14 protein-coding genes are annotated in these 18,729 nt (G+C 69.1%); 7 read left to right on the top strand and 7 right to left on the bottom strand.

What is annotated here, in order from left to right; translation table 11 throughout:
• Nucleotides 1–52: 52 nt before the first annotated feature.
• The 6 genes from CGU35_RS12460 to aceB are packed head-to-tail and all read right to left on the bottom strand — an operon-like array spanning nucleotide 53 to nucleotide 7,769.
• Nucleotides 53–1,282 carry a sugar ABC transporter permease gene (locus CGU35_RS12460; protein WP_100811907.1) on the bottom strand — a complete coding sequence of 410 codons (1,230 nt, stop codon included), beginning with the start codon at nucleotides 1,280–1,282 and terminating at the stop codon, nucleotides 53–55.
• Nucleotides 1,269–2,135: an ATP-binding cassette domain-containing protein gene (locus CGU35_RS12455; RefSeq protein WP_100811906.1), complete on the bottom strand. Its 867-nt coding sequence runs from the start codon at nucleotides 2,133–2,135 to the stop codon at nucleotides 1,269–1,271. Before CGU35_RS12455 ends, CGU35_RS12460 begins: the two co-directional genes overlap by 14 nt.
• Nucleotides 2,132–3,208 carry a sugar ABC transporter substrate-binding protein gene (locus tag CGU35_RS12450; protein ID WP_100811961.1) on the bottom strand — a complete coding sequence of 359 codons (1,077 nt, stop codon included), beginning with the start codon at nucleotides 3,206–3,208 and terminating at the stop codon, nucleotides 2,132–2,134. Before CGU35_RS12450 ends, CGU35_RS12455 begins: the two co-directional genes overlap by 4 nt.
• 27 nt (nucleotides 3,209–3,235) lie before the next feature.
• Nucleotides 3,236–4,423: an ROK family transcriptional regulator gene (locus CGU35_RS12445; protein ID WP_100811960.1), complete on the bottom strand. Its 1,188-nt coding sequence runs from the start codon at nucleotides 4,421–4,423 to the stop codon at nucleotides 3,236–3,238.
• Between the two features lie 58 nt (nucleotides 4,424–4,481).
• Nucleotides 4,482–6,077, bottom strand: coding sequence for an isocitrate lyase (locus tag CGU35_RS12440; protein ID WP_100811905.1), 1,596 nt, complete (start codon nucleotides 6,075–6,077; stop codon nucleotides 4,482–4,484).
• Nucleotides 6,078–6,125: 48 nt separating this feature from the next.
• Nucleotides 6,126–7,769: a malate synthase A gene (gene aceB / locus CGU35_RS12435; RefSeq protein WP_100811904.1), complete on the bottom strand. Its 1,644-nt coding sequence runs from the start codon at nucleotides 7,767–7,769 to the stop codon at nucleotides 6,126–6,128.
• A 127-nt stretch (nucleotides 7,770–7,896) separates the two neighbouring features.
• Between aceB and CGU35_RS12430 the strand changes: the two genes are divergently transcribed.
• The 6 genes from CGU35_RS12430 (at nucleotide 7,897) to CGU35_RS12405 (ending at nucleotide 15,708) form a co-directional block, all read left to right on the top strand.
• Nucleotides 7,897–9,375: an XRE family transcriptional regulator gene (locus CGU35_RS12430; RefSeq protein ID WP_100811903.1), complete on the top strand. Its 1,479-nt coding sequence runs from the start codon at nucleotides 7,897–7,899 to the stop codon at nucleotides 9,373–9,375.
• A 142-nt stretch (nucleotides 9,376–9,517) separates the two neighbouring features.
• A complete protein-coding gene (locus CGU35_RS12425) occupies nucleotides 9,518–10,780 on the top strand; it encodes an extracellular solute-binding protein (protein ID WP_100811902.1) in 1,263 nt (420 codons plus the stop codon).
• Between the two features lie 3 nt (nucleotides 10,781–10,783).
• Entirely contained in the window at nucleotides 10,784–11,725 is a 942-nt protein-coding gene (locus tag CGU35_RS12420) for a carbohydrate ABC transporter permease (protein ID WP_100811901.1), read from the top strand.
• Between the two features lie 11 nt (nucleotides 11,726–11,736).
• Nucleotides 11,737–12,651 carry a carbohydrate ABC transporter permease gene (locus CGU35_RS12415; protein WP_374935748.1) on the top strand — a complete coding sequence of 305 codons (915 nt, stop codon included), beginning with the start codon at nucleotides 11,737–11,739 and terminating at the stop codon, nucleotides 12,649–12,651.
• A 28-nt stretch (nucleotides 12,652–12,679) separates the two neighbouring features.
• Nucleotides 12,680–14,557 (top strand): glycoside hydrolase family 3 protein, encoded by a 1,878-nt coding sequence (locus tag CGU35_RS12410; RefSeq protein ID WP_100811899.1) that lies wholly within the window; start codon nucleotides 12,680–12,682, stop codon nucleotides 14,555–14,557.
• 8 nt (nucleotides 14,558–14,565) lie between these two features.
• Complete coding sequence (locus tag CGU35_RS12405; protein ID WP_100811898.1) at nucleotides 14,566–15,708, top strand: LacI family DNA-binding transcriptional regulator; 1,143 nt, start codon at nucleotides 14,566–14,568, stop codon at nucleotides 15,706–15,708.
• A 21-nt stretch (nucleotides 15,709–15,729) separates the two neighbouring features.
• On the opposite strand, the gene CGU35_RS12400 is transcribed toward CGU35_RS12405, so the two are convergent.
• Entirely contained in the window at nucleotides 15,730–17,277 is a 1,548-nt protein-coding gene (locus CGU35_RS12400) for a PucR family transcriptional regulator (protein ID WP_100811897.1), read from the bottom strand.
• Between the two features lie 93 nt (nucleotides 17,278–17,370).
• Between CGU35_RS12400 and gabT the strand changes: the two genes are divergently transcribed.
• The gene (gene gabT, locus CGU35_RS12395) at nucleotides 17,371–18,729 is read left to right on the top strand and encodes a 4-aminobutyrate--2-oxoglutarate transaminase (protein WP_100811896.1); all 1,359 of its coding nucleotides are present in this window, start codon (nucleotides 17,371–17,373) and stop codon (nucleotides 18,727–18,729) included.

Genomic DNA, 18,729 nt, shown 5'->3' with positions numbered 1-18,729 from the left:
CGGCAACGATTCAGTAACTGAATCCAAAACGGGACGCGTCGAGTCCTCGGGTTCAGTTCCGGCCGGATGCGGCGCGGTTCTTGCGAGACGTCGAGTCGATGATCACGGCAAGTACCAGGACGACGCCGGTGACGATGAAACGCACGGATGAATCCAGGTTGAGCAGGGTCAGACCGGACGAGATCGACTGGATGACGAGGATACCGAGCAGCGCCGCCCACGCCGTGCCCCGACCGCCGAACAGGCTCGCTCCGCCGATCACCGCGGCGGCTATCGCATTGAGGTTGGTGTCGGCCGCGCCGGAGCTCTGATTGACCGCGGCGAGACGTGCCGCGGCGAGGATTCCACCTGCCGCCGCGAGGGTCGAGCAGAGGACGAACGCCGAGACGTAGATGCGGTCCACACGGATCCCGGCCCGTCGTGCCGCCTCGACCGAGCCCCCGACGGCGTAGACGGCCCGGCCCCAGCGCGTCCGCGTCAGCGCGAAGTCGGCGACGACGACGAGCAGGACGAAGAGCAGGAAGGACAGCCCGACCCCGCGCGACAGATTCAGATACCAGGCCGCCGCAGAGAGCCCGACGAGTACGGCTGCAGCGCGTAGGAGGATCGCGCGGGTGCTCTGGAAGGTCAGGTTCGCCCGCTCACGTCGCCGGGCGGTGCGGAGGCGCCCCCAGGCGCTGCCGGCCACCGCAACCGCGATCACCGCGTACGAGGCCCAGGGCGGCAGGAACAGCTGCTGTGCGAACACGACGAGCCACGAGTCGAAGGGCAGGTTGATCGAACCCACCTCCCCGAGCACCCAGAGCTGCACTCCCAGGATGCCGAGGAGCCCGGCGAGGGTGATCACGAAGCTCGGTATGCCGAAGCGGGTGAAGAGGAATCCGTAGAGCAGCCCGACGACCGTGCCCGCGAGTACCCCCGCGACCATGGCGAGCACGAGCGGCCAGCGGGACTGGACCATCGCGACGGCCAGGACGGCGGCGGAGAGACCCGACACGGACCCGACCGAGAGATCGATCTCACCGACGAGCAGCACGATGACGACCCCGAGGGTGATGGTGCCGATCGCCGCGGACTGCAGCGTCAGGTTGACCAGGTTCGTGCTGGAGAGGAACACCGGATTGAGGATCTGGAAGACCGTCCAGATCACGGCGAGCCCGAGGATCACCGGCAGGGCGCCGAGGTTACCGCTGCGCGTTCGCTCGACGAGCGCCCCCGCACCGTCCCGAATACGTCCGATGAGCGCGCCGATGGGTCGATGTGCCGATTCAGAGGCGGTCATCGGGGCGCCTCCGGCGGCGACGGCCGCGGTCGGCCAGCGAGATGACCCCGTCGCGGGCGGCGCGGGGCTCGGACGGGGGCGGCTCGATGGCCCCGGTTATCGCGGCGAGCAGCGTCTCGGTCGTGATCTCGGCGACGTTGTAGACGCCGTTGTTACGGCCGAGACGCAACACCGCCACCCGGTCGGCCACCGCCATGACGTCGGCCATGTTGTGGCTGACGAGCACGACGCCGTGCCCACGCTCGCGCAGACGCTCGATGAGATTGAGGACCTCGGCCGTCTGCGCCACGCCGAGCGCCGCGGTGGGCTCGTCGAGGATCACGATCTTCGGCTCGCCGACGAGTGACCGCGCGATCGCGACCGTCTGGCGCTGCCCGCCCGAGAGGGTCGACACATGGTCGCGAACGGACGGGATGCGTGCCGACAGATCGCGCAGGAGAGACCAGGTCCGCTGTTCCATCTCGACCTCGTCGAGCCGGCCCTCCGCGACGAGTTCACGTCCGAGCCAGACGTTGGCCACGACATCGAGGTTGTCGCACAGCGCCAGATCCTGGAAGACGGTCGCGATGCCGAGGTCGTGGGCGTCGGCGGGATCGGCGAGGGACACATCGCTCCCGTCGAACTCGAGGGTGCCGCTGTCGGGAGCGTGCACCCCGGCGAGGAGCTTCACGAGCGTGGACTTGCCCGCCCCGTTGTCGCCGACGAGCGCGACGACCTCGCCCTCGTCGACCCAGAAGTCGACGTGACTGAGTGCCGTGACGGCGCCGAAACGCTTCGTGGCCCCGGTCACGGTGAGGATCCGGTCGCGGGTCACCCCGGGCCGGGCGAGGTCCGCTCGTGTGCTGCCGCTCATGGAGTGATCAATCCTGCCTCAACACACGCCTGTTCGTAGTCCTCCGTGCAGATCTGATCGATCGTCCAGAAGCCGTCGGCGACGATCGTCTCGGCGATGTTCGCGCGGGTCACGGCGACCGGGAGCAGAAGAGTCGCGGGGACACCGTCGATCTCGACGGACGAGGTGACCTCCTCGCCCCGGGCAAGGGCGACGGCGACCTCAGCGGCCTTGCGTGCCTGCGGACGAATGTCCTTGAAGACCGTCATGAACTGGTCGCCCGAGATGATCCGCTGGACGGCGGTGAGCTCGGCATCCTGACCCGTCACGAGCGGGGGCGGGTCGAGGTTGGCGCTGCGCACGGCAGAGATGGCGCCGCTGGCCGTGCCGTCGTTCGCCGCGTAGATGCCTTCGATCTCGGCCCCGAAGCGGGCGATCTGCCCCGCGACCCACTCCTGCGCCTTGTCGGGACTCCAATCCGGGGTGTCGTACGCGGCCAGAACGTGCAGGTGACTGGAGTCGATGACGCTGAGCGCACCCTCTTCGAACTGGGGCGCGTTGCTGTCCGTGGGCGATCCGTTGACCATCAGGATCCCGCCGCCGCCGCCCGTCGCAAGGGCGTTGACCAGCGCCTGCGCCTGCAGAACGCCCACCAGGGCGTTGTCGAACGACACGTAGTAGGCCAGGTCTCCGCCGGCGATCAGGCGATCGTACGAGACGACCGGCACACCGAGCCCGGATGCGGCGTTGACGATGCTGACGGCGGCCTCGGCATCCACGGGGTCGAGCACGAGCACCGAGACCCCCGCGGCAAGCAGGGACTCGGCCTGTTCCTGTTGCTTGCTCATGTCCTGATCCGCGTTGGCGTAGAGCACCTCGTAGCCGCCGAGTTCCGCCACCCGTTCTTCGAAATAGGGGCGGTCGAAGGTCTCGTAGCGCGCCGTCTTCGCGTCGGGCAGCAGCAGCCCGATCTTGCCGCCCCCCGCCCCGGCACCCGTGCACCCGCTCAGCATCGCCGCCGCGAGCAGCATCATCGCGATCGCCGCTGCCACGCTCGCGCGAGCACGCACGAACGGGGCACAGCGAATCACCATCGACACGCGACGAGTCTAAGCTCGCGCTCACGCGGGGAGAGCGACGGACTCCGAATCGACGACCACGTGGTCGAGGGCCAGGGCGATCGCGCCGCGCGTCTCGGTCCACTCGCCGAAACTGCACTCCATGATCTCGGGGAGCTCGCCGGACGCCGACAGCGCGGCGCGCTCGAGCGCGTGCCGCATGGGCGCGAGCAGGATCTCGCCGGCGCGAGACAGTTCGCCCCCGACGACGATCGCCTCGGGGTCGAACAGGTTCGTCAGGCTCGCTGCCGCGATCCCGAGGTGCTTTCCGGCGTCCGCGATGACGCGGCGCGCTCGCCCGTCGCCGAGATCCGCCGCCTGGACGAGGTCGCTGAGGCGCCGGAAGGCCCCGTCCGGGGCGAAGAGACTCAGCAGGGCGGGACCCCCCGCGTAGGTCTCGAGGCATCCGCGGTTCGAGCAGCGGCAGACCGGACCGTTCTCGTCGAGCGTGATGTGGCCGATCTGTCCCGCCTTGCCGTTCACGCCGTGGAAGAGATCGCCGCCGACGACGAGTCCCGCGCTGATCGTCTGACCGACGCGGATGTAGACGGATGAGGCGGACGTGCGGGTCGCGCCCTCGCGCGCCTCCGCGAGGCCGCCGAGATTCGCCTCGCTGTCGATGAACACCTCGCGCCCGGTGCGGGCGGCGAGGCTCGCCGCGACGTCCACGCCCTCCCACCCGCGCAACAGGCCGGGTGCCGACACCCGCCCCGTGCGCGGGTCGATGGGGGCGGGCAACGCCAGGCCGATGGCCAGGATGTCGGAGAGCGATCCGCCGATCGAGTCCATCATGTCGCTGAGCAGGAGGGCGAGGCGATCGAGCTCGGCGTCGTGACGGTGATCGACGGGAAGCGGAAGCGTCGACTGGCTGACGATCGTGCGGGTCGCGTCGGCGATGGCGATGTGCAGGTGGCGCGACGAGAAGTGCACCCCCGCGACGATCCCGAGGCGCCGGGCGAGCGAGACGAGCGTCGCGCGCCTGCCGCTGCGTGAGGTGATCGACGTGTTCAGGATCCCGGCGGCCGTCAATTCCTTGACGATGTTCGACACCGTCGCGGGCGAGAGGCCCGTGATGCCCGCAAGTTCGATCTGCGTCAGGCGTCCGTAGCGCTTCAGGCCGTCGATCACGCGGGCACGGTTCGCCTCGCGCAGGGATGTCTGCGATCCCGGAGAGGCCTGATACCGTGCCACGAAGCTCACTGTAGCGGACCTCTCCGGGCGCGCATCCGTTCGTCTGAACGCCGCTGGTTCAGCCGAACTGGCTCATCGTGTTGTCCTTGCCGCCCGCCTTGAGCGCGGCGTCGCCCGCGAAATACTCCTTGTGGTTGTCGCCGATGTCGCTGCCGGCCATGTTCTGGTGCTTCACGGTCGCGATGCCCTCGCGGATCTCGCGGCGCTGCACGCCCGTGACGTAGGCGAGCATCCCCTCGTCGCCGAAGTAGCCCTTGGCGAGATCATCCGTCGACAGCGCGGCCGTGTGATAGGTCGGCAGGGTGATGAGGTGATGGAAGATTCCCGCGCGGGCAGATCCATCCTTCTGGAACGTCCGGATCTTCTCGTCGGCGAGGCGCGCCAGCTCCGTATCGTCGTAGGCGACGCTCATCAGATCGCCGCGGTCGTAGGCCGACACGTCGGCACCCTGCTCGACCAAGAGGTCGTACGCCTGTTGACGGAACTTGAGCGTCCAGTTGAAGGACGGACTGTTGTTGTAGACGAGCTTCGCGTTCGGGATCGCCTTGCGGATCTCGTCCACCATGCCCGCGATCTGCTCGACATGGGGCTTCTCGGTCTCGATCCACAGAAGGTCGGCGCCGTTCTGCAGCGAGGTGATGCAGTCGAGCACGCATCGGGCCTCGCCCGTGCCGGGGCGGAACTGGTAGAGGTTGCTCGCGAGCCGCCGCGGGCGCAGCAGCTTGCCGCCCCGACGGATGACGACGTCGCCGTCGTCCAGCTCGGACGCGGGTATCTCTTCGACGTCGAGGAAGGCGTTGTACTGGTCGCCGAGATCGCCCGGCGTCTGCGAGACGGCGAGCTTCTGGGTGAGGCCTGCGCCGAGCGAGTCCGTGCGCGCGACGATGATGCCGTTGTCGATCCCGAGTTCGAGGAACGCGTACCGGACGGCGTGGAGCTTGGCGATGAAGTCGTCGTGCGGCACGGTGACCTTGCCGTCCTGGTGGCCGCACTGCTTCTCATCCGACACCTGGTTCTCGATCTGGATGGCGCACGCGCCCGCCTCGATCATCTTCTTCGCGAGCAGGTACGTCGCCTCGGGGTTGCCGAAGCCGGCATCGATGTCGGCGATGATCGGCACCACGTGCGTCTCGTAGGTGTCGATCTGGGAACGGATGAATTCCTCGGCCGTCTCATCTCCTGCGGCGCGGGCGGCGTCGAGCTTCGTGAACAGAAGGTCGAGTTCGCGCGCATCGGCCTGCCGAAGAAAGGTGTAGAGCTCTTCGATGAGGGCAGGCACCGAGGTCTTCTCGTGCATGGACTGGTCGGGTAGCGGACCGAACTCCGAGCGCATCGCGGCGACCATCCACCCCGACAGGTAGAGGTAGCGCTTCTTCGTGGTCTTGAAGTGCTTCTTGATCGAGATGAGCTTCTGCTGTCCGATGAAGCCGTGCCAGACGCCCAGGGACTGCGTGTACGACGATGAGTCGCCGTCGTACTCCGCCATGTCGTGCCGCATGATGTCGGCCGTGTACTGGGCGATTTCGAGCCCGGTCCTGAAGCGGTTCTGCGCGCGCATGCGGGCGACGTGCTCCGGGTTGATGGCATCCCAACTCGGTCCGTTCTGCTTCTTGAGGGCGTCGACGGCTTCGATGTCGTCTGAGTAGTGGGTCATGTCCATTCCTTAGGCATGTGGGGTGGATAGTGGGGGTCGAGCGCTCGATCAGGCGAGCTCGACGAGGTACTTCGCGTATGCGGGGAGCGTCAGGAAGGCCGGGAAGTCCTGGCCCAGCGCCACCTCGCGGAAGATCTGCGCGGCATCGTCGTATCGGTCGCCCGCGCGTCGGTCGGCCTCACGCAGAACCTCGCCGATGAGACCTTCGACGTACTCGCGGGTGATCGGGTCGCCCTCCGCGGTGGAGCGGTCCTGGTGGATCCACTGCCACACCTGGCTGCGGGAGATCTCGGCCGTTGACGCATCCTCCATGAGGTTGTCGATCGCCACGGCTCCGAGGCCCCGCAGCCACGCTTCGATGTAGCGGATCGCGACCGACACGTTCGCGTGCACGCCCGCGGCGGTCACGGGCCTGCCGATGTGCACGTCGAGCAGATCCGCGGCCGTGACATGCACGTCATCCCGCTGGCGATCGAGCTGGTTCGGTCGGTCGCCGAGCACCGCGTCGAACTCGGCCATCGCGGTGGGGATCAGGTCGGGGTGCGCCACCCATGTGCCGTCGAACCCGTCGCCGGCCTCGCGCTTCTTGTCCGCCGCGACCTTCTCGAAGGCGCGCGCGGTCACCTCGGGGTCGCGACGGTTCGGGATGAACGCGCTCATGCCGCCGATCGCGAAGGCTCCACGCTTGTGGCAGGTCTTCACGAGCAGTTCGGTGTAGGCGCGCATGAACGGCACCGTCATCGTCACCTCGCTCCTGTCCGGCAGGACGAACCGCGCACCGCGACCGCGGTAGTTCTTGATGATCGAGAAGATGTAGTCCCAGCGGCCCGCGTTCAGGCCGGCGCAGTGGTCGCGCAGCTCGTAGAGGATCTCGTCCATCTCGAACGCCGCGGGGAGCGTCTCGATCAGCACGGTGGCGCGGATCGTGCCATGCGCGATGCTGAGGTAGTCCTCGCTGAACGAGAACACGTCGTCCCAGAGCTTGGCCTCCTCGCTCGACTCGATCTTGGCGATGTAGAAGTACGGCCCGCGTCCCGAATCGATGAGCGCTTGGGCATTGTGGAAGAAGTAGAGGCCGAAGTCCACGAGCGATCCGGATGCCGCGAGCTGCCGCCCCGCGCGGTCCGTGTACCGCATGTGGTGCTCGCCCAGGTGCCAGCCGCGCGGGCGCATCACGATGGTCGGGGTGCGCTCGGCGGTCACGCTGTAGGTCTTGCCTTCCGGCGACGTGAACGACAGCTCGCCGCGGATCGCGTCACGCAGTGACAGCTGGCCCTCGATCACGTTCTTCCAGGTGGGGGATGTGGCGTCCTCCTGATCGGCCAGCCACACCCGCGCGCCGGAGTTGAGCGCGTTGATCGTCATCTTCGGGTCGGTCGGCCCGGTGATCTCCACGCGGCGGTCTTCGAGACCGGGCCCCGCTCCCGCAACGCGCCAGGTGTCGTCGGCGCGGACGTGCGCGGTGTCGTCGCGGAAGCGCGGGTCGTGACCGTTACCGATCTCGAACCGGCGACGCATCCGGTCGGCGAGGCGATCGTGCCGACGGGACGAGAAGCGTTGGTGCAGTTCGGTGAGGAATGCGAGCGCATCGGGAGTGAGGACCTCGTCGTACCGGTTGCCGAGTGCGCCGAGGACCTCGATCGAGGGAGCGGTTGTGGTGGGGGGCAGCGTGCGGGTTTCTGTGATGGTCATGATCTGTGTCCTTCGTGATCGGCGCCTCGGTGGGCTTGCCTCCACTTTGGGTGAAGAAAGCAGATGGACATCACCGATCCAGGCGTGAATTTTTCTGAAAATTCTGCTTTCGTGACAGAATCGGGGTATGAGTAGCGTCACGCGCCCGGTAGCAGGCCTCGAGCCCGACGAGGATGAAGAGGTGGATCCCCTCACGATCGGCCGACGCATCCGGCAACTGCGCACCGCGCGCGGCATGACGCTCGAGGAGCTCGCCGCGGCGGTCGATCGCGTGCCGAGCCAGCTGTCGATGATCGAGACGGGCAAGCGGGAGGCGAAGCTCAGCCTGCTGCGCTCGATCGCCCGCGCACTCGGCACGAGCCTCGACGCGCTGCTCGAGTCCGAGCCGCTGGACGAGCGGTCGACGCTCGAGATCTCACTGGAACGAGCGATGTCGGGACAGACGTTCCGCGCGCTCGGAATCGAGCCGTTCCGGATCGGCAAGACGATGCCCACCGAGGCACTGCGCACCATGCTCGCGCTGCAGGGCGAGATCGAGAGACTCCGCGACGAACGTGCGGCGACGCCCGAAGAGGCCCGGCGTGCCAACGTCGAGCTGCGCCACCTGATGCGGCGGCAGCACAACCATTTCCCGGAGCTCGAGGCGCACGCGGTGCGCATTCTGGAGGCGGTACGGCATCCGGGTGGACCGCTCACCCAGCGATCCGCGTCCGACATCGCGGCCCACCTGGGCTTCACGATCCACTACGTGCCGGACCTGCCGCAGACGACCCGGAGCGTCGCCGACCTCAAGAACGGCCGTCTCTACCTCTCGAGCCGGATCTCGGCGAAGGGCGACCCGCGCACCGCGGTGCTGCAGGCGCTGTCGAGTCGCATCCTGGGGCACGCCGAGCCGACGAGCTATGCGGAGTTCCTGCGCCAGCGCGTCGAGACGAACTATCTCACCGGGGCTCTGCTCATCCCCGAGGCGCACGCCGTGCCGTTCCTGCGGGAGGCGAAGGAGCGGCGCGCCATCTCGATCGAGGATCTGCGTGACGCCTACTCGGTGTCGTACGAGACCGCGGCGCACCGGTTCACGAACCTGGCGACCCGGCACCTCGACATCCCGGTGCACTTCTTGAAGGTGCACGAGTCGGGCACGATCACGAAGGCCTACGAAAACGATGACGTGAACTTCCCGACCGACCGCCTCGGATCGATCGAGGGCCAGATGTGCTGCCGGCGCTGGACCAGCCGCGTCGTCTTCGACGTCGACGACCGCTTCAACCCGTACTACCAGTACACCGACACGGGCAACGGCACCTACTGGTGCACGGCCCGGGTCGAGGCATCCAGCGAGGGCGCCCACTCCGTGAGCGTCGGGGTGCGCTTCGACGACACGAAGTGGTTCATCGGTCGCGACACCCCGAACCGTGGCGTTTCGAAGCACTCGGTGGAGGTGTGCTGCCGCCGTGCGCCCGCCGACCTCGAGGACGTGTGGCGCGATCAGGCCTGGCCGAACGTGCGGACGCCCCGCACGCTGCTCGCGACGCTGCCGACCGGGTCGTTCCCCGGCGTCGACACGACCGACGTCTACGAGTTCCTCGACGCGCACGCCCCTCGCTGAGTCGTTCGGGCGGTCGACGCTCAGGACGGATGCGGGCTGCACGTGTTGCGCCAGACGCGGCACGGGGTTATTCTTGCGAACATTGTTTAAGCGCATAAGAAGCATCCGTACCGTTCGTGGTGCGCGTTCGAGGAGGAACAACATGAAGAACACTCGATGGGGCGCGGTCGCCCTGATCACGGCGGCGGCTCTCGCGCTCGCGGGATGCGGTCGCGCGGCCGAGACGGACGGCGGGCCCGACAGCGCCACCACGATCGGTGACGCGAGCGCGACCGGAACGATCACGATGTGGGCCATGGGCGCGGAGGGCGAGGCGCTGCCCGACTTCGTCGCGCAGTTCGAAGAGGCCAACCCCGGTGTGACGGTCGAGGTGACGGCGATTCCGTGGGATGCCGCCTACAGCAAGATCCAGACGGCGATCGCGGGCGGCACGACGCCCGACATCGCGATGATGGGGTCGACGTGGATGGCCGACTTCGCCGACGCCTTCCAGACGGTGCCCACCGACTTCGAGACCGACGGCATGTTCCCGGGCGCCCTGGACTCGACCGAGATCGACGATCGCGCCACGGGAGTGCCGTGGTACGTCGACACGCGGGTGCTCTACTACCGCACCGACCTGGCCGCAGCAGCGGGCTGGGACAGCGCCCCGACGACGTGGGACGAGCTGAAGCAGTTCGCCGCCGACATGCAGTCCAAGGCGGGCGCCGAGTACGGCATCCGCTTCCCGGCCGGCAACGACTCGTTCCAGGGAACGCTCTGGATGCCGTGGTCCAACGGGGTCGAACTCGAGAACGGCTCGGAGTGGACCCTCGACAGCCCCGAGGCCGTCGAGGCGTACGAGTACTACCAGAGCTACTTCACCGACGGCATCGCCAACCCCGCCGCGGATCGTTCGGCGGGTGCCCAGGAAGCCGACTTCATCTCGGGAGCGACCCCGATGCTCATCGATGGGCCGTTCCTCATCGGCCAGCTCGAAGAGCTCGGCGGAGAGGGCTTCGCCGACACCTTCACGACGGCGGTCCTGCCGACCCGGGAATCCTCGACCTCGTTCAGCGGTGGCGCGAACCTCGCGGTCTTCGCCGACTCCGACAACGCCGTCAGCGCTTGGAAGCTCGCGCAGTGGCTCACCGAGCCCGAGACGCAGACGGCCTGGTACGAGGCCACGGGCGACCTCCCGGCCGTCCAGGCGGCCTGGGAAGACGACGCGCTCTCGTCGCAGCCCACCCTCGCCGCCTTCGGCACCCAGCTCGAGACGGCCAAGTCCGTACCCGCCACCACCACGTGGGTGCAGGTCGCGGCCGCGGGTGACGCCATGCTCGAGAAGATCCGGCTCGGTCAGCAGACTCCGGCCGAGGGGCTGAAGGAGTTGCAGGCGACTGCCGACACCCTCGGTCTGGGCTGAGCCGTGGCCCAGGCGCTCGCGGGGACGACCGGGCTTCGGCTCGGGCGTCCCCGCCCCGCCCGCGGCGTGAACCGTCGACGCCGTCGCGGATGGATCGCATGGGGCTTCGCCCTGCCGTTCGTCATCGTCTTCGCGCTCTTCATGGTCGTGCCGATCGTCGGGTCGTTCGCGATGTCGTTCACGGACTTCCGGGCCGCCGACATCCGCTCGCCCTTCTCGGTCAACTTCGTCGGGCTCGAGCAGTACGCGGCCGTGCTCGGCGACCCGGTGTTCCTGACGTCGATGGCCGTGACCGGCACATTCGTGATCATCGGCATCCCCGTGACCATGGCGCTCGCTCTGGCCCTGGCGCTCGCTCTCAACGCGGGGAACGGTCGCGTCGTCTCGGCTCTGCGGGTGGGCTTCTACGCCCCCGTCGTGACGAGCATCGTCGCCGTCTCGGTCGTCTGGCGATACATCCTGCAGCCCGACGGTCTGCTCAACGCGGCGCTCGCGCTCGTCGGCATACAGGGCCCCGACTGGCTCAACGACACCTCCTGGGCGCTTCCCTCACTCATCGCCATGGCGGTGTGGCGGAACGTCGGGACGCTCATGGTGATCTTCCTGGCGGGGCTGCAGGCCATTCCCGTCGACGTCAAAGAGGCCGCGCTCATGGACGGCGCCTCGGCACGGCGGCGCCTGACCTCGATCACGCTGCCCCTGCTGCGTCCCACACTGCTGCTCGGGGCCGTGCTCATCTCGGTCGGCTTCCTGCAGTTCTTCGAAGAGGCGTTCGTGATGACGCAGGGCGGCCCTCTGAACTCCACCATCTCGGTGGCCTACTACACCTTCAAGCAGTTCGGCTTCGGACAGTACGGCACCGCCTCCGCGGCCAGCTACATCCTGTTCCTGGCCATCGCGCTGTTGAGCCTGCTGCAGTTCCGACTGCTGCGCTCGCGAGACTGAGAGGAGTCGACATGACTCTGACCGCACCCGGGCCCGCATCCGCATCAACTCCCGCACCCCCACCCGTCGTGCCGGCCACCGGGCCCCGTCGCACACCGCGTGCCCCGCGTCGGATGACGGGCCGTGCCCTGACCTACACCGTGCTCGCCGTCGGCCTGGTCGTCTGGCTGACCCCGTTCGCCTGGATGCTGCTGGGCTCGGTCAAGACGCAGCGCGAGATCCTGCAGCGCCCGCCCACGTGGTGGCCGCAGGAGTTCACGTGGGACAACTTCGCCGCGTGGTTCGGCGAACTGGGCTTCGGGCAGTTCTTCGGCAACAGCCTCCTCGTCGCCGTGCTGACCGTTGCCGGCAACCTGCTGTTCTGCTCCATGGTCGGCTACGCCCTGGCGAAGATGGACTTCCCCGGCAAGCGCGCGTTGTTCCTCGTGGTGATGTTGACGCTCATGGTTCCGGGGGTCGTCACCTTCGTGCCCCTGTTCGTCATGGTGTCCTCACTCGGCCTGGTCAACAGCTACGCCGCGCTCGTCCTGCCCTTCATCACGACCCCGCTGGGCGTGTTCCTGATGCGGCAGTTCACGCTCGGCATCCCCGACTCGCTGCTGGAGGCCGCCCGCATCGACGGCGCGGGCGAGTTGCGGATCTTCGCCCGGATCGTGATGCCCCTGTGCGGGCCGCCCCTGGCGACCCTCGGCATCCTGACCTTCCTGGCCTCGTGGAACAACTTCCTCTGGCCACTCGTGTCGGCCCAGACCGAGGACATGTACACCCTGCCCGTGGCGCTCTCGCTCTACTCGACCGGGCAGAACGCGACCGACTACGGTCTGCTGCTCGCCGGCTCCGTCCTCGTGATCACGCCGATCATCCTGCTGTTCGTCTTCCTGCAGCGCTACTTCATCCAGGGCATCGCCTCCACGGGACTCAAGTGACCCGGCGAGCCCCCACGGAAAGGACCCGATGACCTCGCCCCGCTTCCTCACCGCGCCCGACGGCACGCGCTTTCGCGACCTCAACGACAACGGTGTGCTCGATCCCTTCGAAGACCCGCGCGTCGACGTCGACACGCGCACCGAAGACCTCCTCCAGCGGCTGAGCCTGGAGGAGAAGTGCGGGCTGATGTTCCACACGGTCATCGAGGTCGGCGAATCGGGGGAGCTTCTCGAGTCGCCCGGCCGTATCTCGAAGTCGCCCACGTCGACCGTCGTCGTCGGCAAGAACCTGACGCACTTCAACGTGCACGCCATCCGCACGGCCCGGCAGGCGGCCGAGTGGAACAACCGGCTGCAGGCGCTCGCCGAGACGACCCCGCACGGTATCCCGGTCACGATCAGCACCGATCCGCGGCACGCGTTCGTCGAGAACACCGGTGTCGGCTTCGCTGCCGGACCGTTCTCGCAGTGGCCCGAGGGCCTCGGGCTCGCGGCTCTCGACGACGTCGAGACGGTGCGGGAGTTCGCCGAGATCGCCCGGCGGGAGTACCGCGCCGTCGGCATCCGTGCGGCCCTGCATCCGCAGATCGATCTCGCCACCGAGCCGCGCTGGGGGCGACAGGCGCAGACGCTGGGACAGGACGCGGCGCGCGTGACCGAGTTCACCGCGGCGTACCTGCGGGGCTTCCAGGGCGAGGAGCTCGGTCCCGACAGCGTCGCGTGCACGACCAAGCACTTCCCGGGAGGTGGCCCGCAGGCGGGCGGAGAGGACGCCCACTTCCCGTACGGCCGAGAGCAGGTGTACCCGGGCGGCATGTTCGAGTACCACCTCGAGCCCTTCCGCGAGGCGATCCGGCGCGGGACGGCGGCGATGATGCCCTACTACGGCATGCCGGTGGGACTCGTGCGCGACGGCGAGGCCATCGAAGAGGTCGGGTTCGGGTTCAACCGGCAGATCGTGACGGGGCTCTTGCGAGAAGAGCTCGGCTACGACGGCGTCGTGGTGACCGACTGGGAACTCGTCAACGACAACCACGTCGGTGACCAGGTGCTGCCGGCGCGGGCGTGGGGTGTCGAGCACCTGACTCCCGCCGAGAGGATGGAGAAGATCCTCGACGCCGGGGCGGATCAGTTCGGCGGCGAGGAGTGCGTCGACCTGCTGATCGACCTGGTGCGCTCGGGGCGCGTGCCCGAGCAGCGCATCGACGCGTCGGCGCGTCGGCTGTTGCGCGTCAAGTTCGCGCTGGGGCTGTTCGACGACCCGTACGTCGACGTGGACGAGGCCGAGCGCGTCGTCGGAAATGCCGAGTTCCGGCTGCGGGGGGAGCGCGCCCAGTCCCGTTCGCTCACGGTCCTCGTCAACGAGGAGCGCGACGGGCGCCCCGTCCTGCCCATGAGCCCGGTCGGCGCGGTCTACGCCGAGGGGTTCCGTCCCGAGGACCTCGCGGGTGTCGGAGCGATCGTGACCGACCCCACGCAGGCGGATCTCGCGCTCGTGCGGATCGCGGCGCCGTTCGACCAGCGCGACGATCTGTTCCTGGAGGCCTGGTTCCACCAGGGGTCGTTGGAATTCCCGCCGGGGCTCGTCTACCGCCTGCAGCAGCTGGCCGCGCAGTGCCCGCTCGTGCTCGTCGTCACCCTCGATCGCCCCGCGATCCTGACGCCCTTCGTCGGCCACGCGGCGGCGATCGTCGTCGACTACGGCAGCTCGGGACACGCCGTGCTGGAGGCGCTCCGGGGGCGCGTCGCACCGCGCGGCCGTCTGCCGATCGAGATCCCCCGGTCGATGGATGCCGTGCGCCGGTCGCGCGAGGATGTACCGTCGGACACCGAGGATCCGTTGTTCCCCGTCCACTTCGGACTCGATCTTTCCGGGGACGAGGGCGGTCGGCCGGACGAGGAGTGACGGGGCGCATGGGGGATGACAAGAGCGCGCGGCGCCCGACGGTCTACGACGTCGCCGAGGCGGCGGGCGTGTCGATCGCCTCGGTCTCGTTCGCCTTCCGTCGGCCGGACCAGCTCAGCGAGGCCACGCGTGAGCGCGTCCTCGCCGCGGCGCGACGTCTCGGATACGCGCCGAGTGCGGCGGCCCGCGGTCTCGCTCGCGGACGAACCGGCACCCTGGGACTGCACGCCTTCGACCTGCTTCTGGAACGTGCCGAACCGGTCGCCGAGTCGAAGCATCCGCTCGCCGGACTGCACACGCCGCGGCTGGCGGAGAGACGCCTGATCGAATGGTCGGAGACGGACGACGACGTCCTGGCCGATCCGCGGGCGTTCCCCCTGTACGTCGACGAGGTGCAGCGCGGGTTCGAACTGGAGTGCTGGGCCCTCGGACGACCCGTCATGCTCAGCAGCGGTAACAACAGCGACGTGTCGGTGGCCGATACCGCCGGGCGGGTGGACGGACTGGCGATCTTCCCCTCCGAGCAGACCTCGCCGACGCTCGCGCGCTACGCGCCGACGATCCCGATCGTCCTCTTCAGCATCCTTCCCGCGGATGACCCGCACCACCGCGTCCGCGTCGACAACGTCGGCGGGATGCGCGACCTGGCCGACCACCTCGTCACCGTCCACGGTGTGCACGACGTGGCGTTCGTCGGTCGACGCGAGGCATCCGATAGCGCGCAGCGCTTCGACGGACTGTGCGAGGGCCTGGCGACCCACGGCGTGCGCATGCGCACGGAGGCCATCGACGCCACCGTGCGGGGGGACGACGAACTCATTCCGCAACTCGGCGCGCTCCACGCGGCGGGACGGTTGCCGAGGGCGCTCGTCTGCGCGACCGATCAGCACGCGTTCGCCACCCTCGACGCGCTCGCCGCGCTGGGCGTACGCGTGCCGGACGACGTGATCGTCACGGGTTTCGACGGCACGCTCGCGGCACGTCTGAGCACGCCGCCCCTGACGACGGTGCGGCAGCCGATGGAGGCCATGGGGCGTGCGGCGGCCCGGATCCTCGCCGGCGCCGCGGGCGCGCCCCCGGAAGACGGCCGGCCGTTCGACGTCGTGTTCGCGCCGCGCCTGATCGTCCGCGGCAGCTGCGGCTGCGCCTGAGGTCAGGGCTCGATCGGGGACTCAGCCGAGGGTGCGGAGCGCGGCCCAGAGCTCGGCGCGCGCCGCGAACGTCGCGAGATCGCGATCGATCAACCGGCCCGCCGTCGCGACTCGCGCGCGCACCGTATGGCGATGGATGCCGAGCGCCCGCGCCGTCGCCTCGTGGGATCCGTCGTGCTCGAGCCACGACCGAACCGTCTCGACGAGGGCGCTACCCCGCTCGGCATCGTGGCGGAGGAGGGGTTCGAGTTGTGCGCGCCCGGCGGCGCGAGCGTCCGGCCCGCCGAGCAGCGCGAGCACACCGCCCGCGCCGAGATCCGCGAACCGCGCGAGTCCGGCGCCCGCCGCGCGGTCCCGGGCCGTACGTGCCTGTGCGGCGGCAGCGGAGAACGTGTCGTACCGGGTCGGGTCGGAGAGCCCGATCCGCAGGCCCAGGTCCGCGGCCACCTCGGCGAGCACCTCCGCGTCGTCGGGTGAGAGGACGAGAACGACTCCGGATGTCTCACGCCCGAAGAAGAGACGGCCGTGAAGCTCTTCCGCGAGCAGCTCGAAGCGGTCGGTCACGGCCTCGCGGCGCGAGGCCGCGGCATCCGCCACCGCGACGACGACGGGCGCCTCGGGCAGCCCGCCCCACATCTCTCGAGCGATACGCGCCGCGATGCCCGGCTGTCCGGCCAGCAGCATCTGGATGACGCCCGCTCGTAGCTGCCCCCGCGCCCGCGCCGCGCCCTCGCTCTGTTCGAGGGCGAGACCGGCCATCGCGATGACCGCGGTCACGACGCTCCGGCTCTCTTGGTCCAGGTCGCCCGCGGCGATCGCGATCGCCCCGCGCAGGCGCCCGCCGCGGCCCAGTGTCTGGAGCGTGAAGGGTACGTCGCCGACCCGCAGCGTCGAACCCGCCCGCGCGCCGCGCCGGAGCACTCGCCGAGCCTCGTCGTGCAGGCCATCGAAGACCTCGGCGTCCAGCCCCGAGGACGGATGCTGGCGCGTCAGCATTCCGGTCGCGTCGAACAGGCCCACCCAGGTGTCGAGCTGCCGCGAGAGCTCGGCGAGCGTCGCGCCGAGCCCATCCGGCCGGAGCGCAGCGAGGGAGATCGCCCGCTGCGCCGCCAGGGACCAGCTGCGTCGCGCGTACGTCTGGGCCGCGACGGCCTCGGCGTTGGCGCGGGCCACCGCAATGAAGGGAGTGCGGTAGGGAACCTCGACCAGAGGCATCCCGTGCCTCTGGCAGGCCGCCCCGAGTCCCCGGGGAATGCCCTCGCGCACGACCTCGGTTCCGAAGCCGAGGGCGACGACACCGCGGGCGGACAGGCGTGCGACGTACTCGTCATAGGTCGTCGCGTCGTCCGTGTCGAGGAACTGCGTCCCCGTCGTGAGGAGGGCGAGCCCCTCGGAGAGGAACGGAGTGGGGTCCGCGAGGTCCGAGCTGTGGATCCAGCGGATGGGTCGGTCGAGCGCGTCGTCGCGCGGCTCTCCGCCCTCGCCGGCGAGCCGCAGGCCAAGGTCCGTGCGTGCCAGCAGGGCACGCAGCGTGGGTGCCGACGGAGTCGGCGGAGCGGGGGAGGCCACGGGACCAGGCTATACGCGGTGGATAGTAAGCGCGACAAAGTTGTACACGACGGTGAGTGCGCGCGCTTGCCATCCGGGCCTACGCTCCCCATCATGAGCGTCATCGAGAGCTTCACAGCGCTGCCCCTCGGCGGGCCCTCGCTCCCCCAGGAGCGCCGCCTCGTCACGAGCCTGCCGGGACCGCGGTCCCGCGAGATCCTGGACCGCAAGGCCGCCGCCGTGGCGGCGGGCGTCGGGCACACGGTCCCGATCGCGGCCGTCGCCGCCGGCGGGGGAGTCGTCGTCGACGCCGACGGCAACTCGCTGATCGACCTCGGCTCGGGGATCGCCGTCACGACGGCAGGAAACTCCAACCCGCGCGTCGTCGCCGCGGTCACGGAACAGCTGAACCGCTTCACGCACACGTGCTTCATGATCGCGCCGTACGAGTCCTACGTCGCCGTCGCCGAAGCGCTCAACGAACTCACCCCGGGCACGCATGAGAAGCGGACCGCCCTGTTCAACTCGGGGGCCGAGGCCGTCGAGAACGCGGTCAAGATCGCCCGCAAATATACGAAGCGCAACGCCATCGTCGCGTTCGATCACGCGTACCACGGGCGCACCAACCTGACGATGGCCCTGACGGCGAAGAACATGCCGTACAAGCACGGCTTCGGTCCGTTCGCGGGAGAGATCTACCGCGCTCCCATGTCGTACCCGTTCCGCGACGGGCTCACGGGGCCCGAGGCCGCCGAGAAGGCGATCTCGCACATCGAGAAGCAGGTCGGCGCCGACAACGTCGCGGCCGTCATCATCGAACCCATCCAGGGTGAGGGCGGCTTCATCGTGCCCGCCGACGGATTCCTGCCCGCGCTCGCGGAGTGGTGCCGCGAGAACGGCGTCGTCTTCATCGCCGACGAGGTGCAGACCGGCTTCGCCCGCACCGGACGCTGGTTCGCCAGCGAGCACTTCGACGTCGTGCCCGATCTGATCGTCACCGCGAAGGGCATCGCCGACGGGCTGCCGCTCTCGGGCGTGACGGGCCGGGCCGAGATCATGGATGCCACGCACGCGGGTGGGCTCGGCGGCACCTACGGCGGCAACCCGCTCGCGTGCGTCGCGGCGCTCGCCGCGATCGAGTCCTACGTCGAGGACGGCCTGCTCGATCGAGCGGGCGAGATCGGCGACATCCTGACGTCCCGGCTGCGCGCCCTGGCCGCAACCGACGCCCGCATCGGTGACGTGCGCGGCTACGGTGCGATGATCGCCGCCGAGTTCGTCGATCCCGAGACGGGCGAGCCCGATGGCGCGCTCACGGCGCGGATCGCGAAGGACTGCATCGCGAACGGCGTGATCGTGCTGACGTGCGGAACGTACGGCAACATCATCCGGTTCCTGCCACCCCTGACCATCCCGAACCACCTGCTGAACGAGGGACTCGACGTCGTCGAGGGCGCCCTCGCTCGCGATTGA

The organism is Microbacterium sp. BR1, assembly GCF_002812725.1.
Lineage (GTDB): Bacteria > Actinomycetota > Actinomycetes > Actinomycetales > Microbacteriaceae > Microbacterium.
This window is presented reverse-complemented; position numbering and strand designations above follow the sequence as displayed.

Coding starts and splice junctions, on each gene's coding strand:
- CGU35_RS12460 (WP_100811907.1), bottom strand. CDS start 1,282: ATGACCGCCTCTGAATCGGCACATCGACCCATCGGCGCGCTCATCGGA.
- CGU35_RS12455 (WP_100811906.1), bottom strand. CDS start 2,135: ATGAGCGGCAGCACACGAGCGGACCTCGCCCGGCCCGGGGTGACCCGC.
- CGU35_RS12450 (WP_100811961.1), bottom strand. CDS start 3,208: ATGGTGATTCGCTGTGCCCCGTTCGTGCGTGCTCGCGCGAGCGTGGCA.
- CGU35_RS12440 (WP_100811905.1), bottom strand. CDS start 6,077: ATGACCCACTACTCAGACGACATCGAAGCCGTCGACGCCCTCAAGAAG.
- aceB (WP_100811904.1), bottom strand. CDS start 7,769: ATGACCATCACAGAAACCCGCACGCTGCCCCCCACCACAACCGCTCCC.
- CGU35_RS12430 (WP_100811903.1), top strand. CDS start 7,897: ATGAGTAGCGTCACGCGCCCGGTAGCAGGCCTCGAGCCCGACGAGGAT.
- CGU35_RS12425 (WP_100811902.1), top strand. CDS start 9,518: ATGAAGAACACTCGATGGGGCGCGGTCGCCCTGATCACGGCGGCGGCT.
- CGU35_RS12415 (WP_374935748.1), top strand. CDS start 11,737: ATGACTCTGACCGCACCCGGGCCCGCATCCGCATCAACTCCCGCACCC.
- CGU35_RS12410 (WP_100811899.1), top strand. CDS start 12,680: ATGACCTCGCCCCGCTTCCTCACCGCGCCCGACGGCACGCGCTTTCGC.
- CGU35_RS12405 (WP_100811898.1), top strand. CDS start 14,566: ATGGGGGATGACAAGAGCGCGCGGCGCCCGACGGTCTACGACGTCGCC.
- gabT (WP_100811896.1), top strand. CDS start 17,371: ATGAGCGTCATCGAGAGCTTCACAGCGCTGCCCCTCGGCGGGCCCTCG.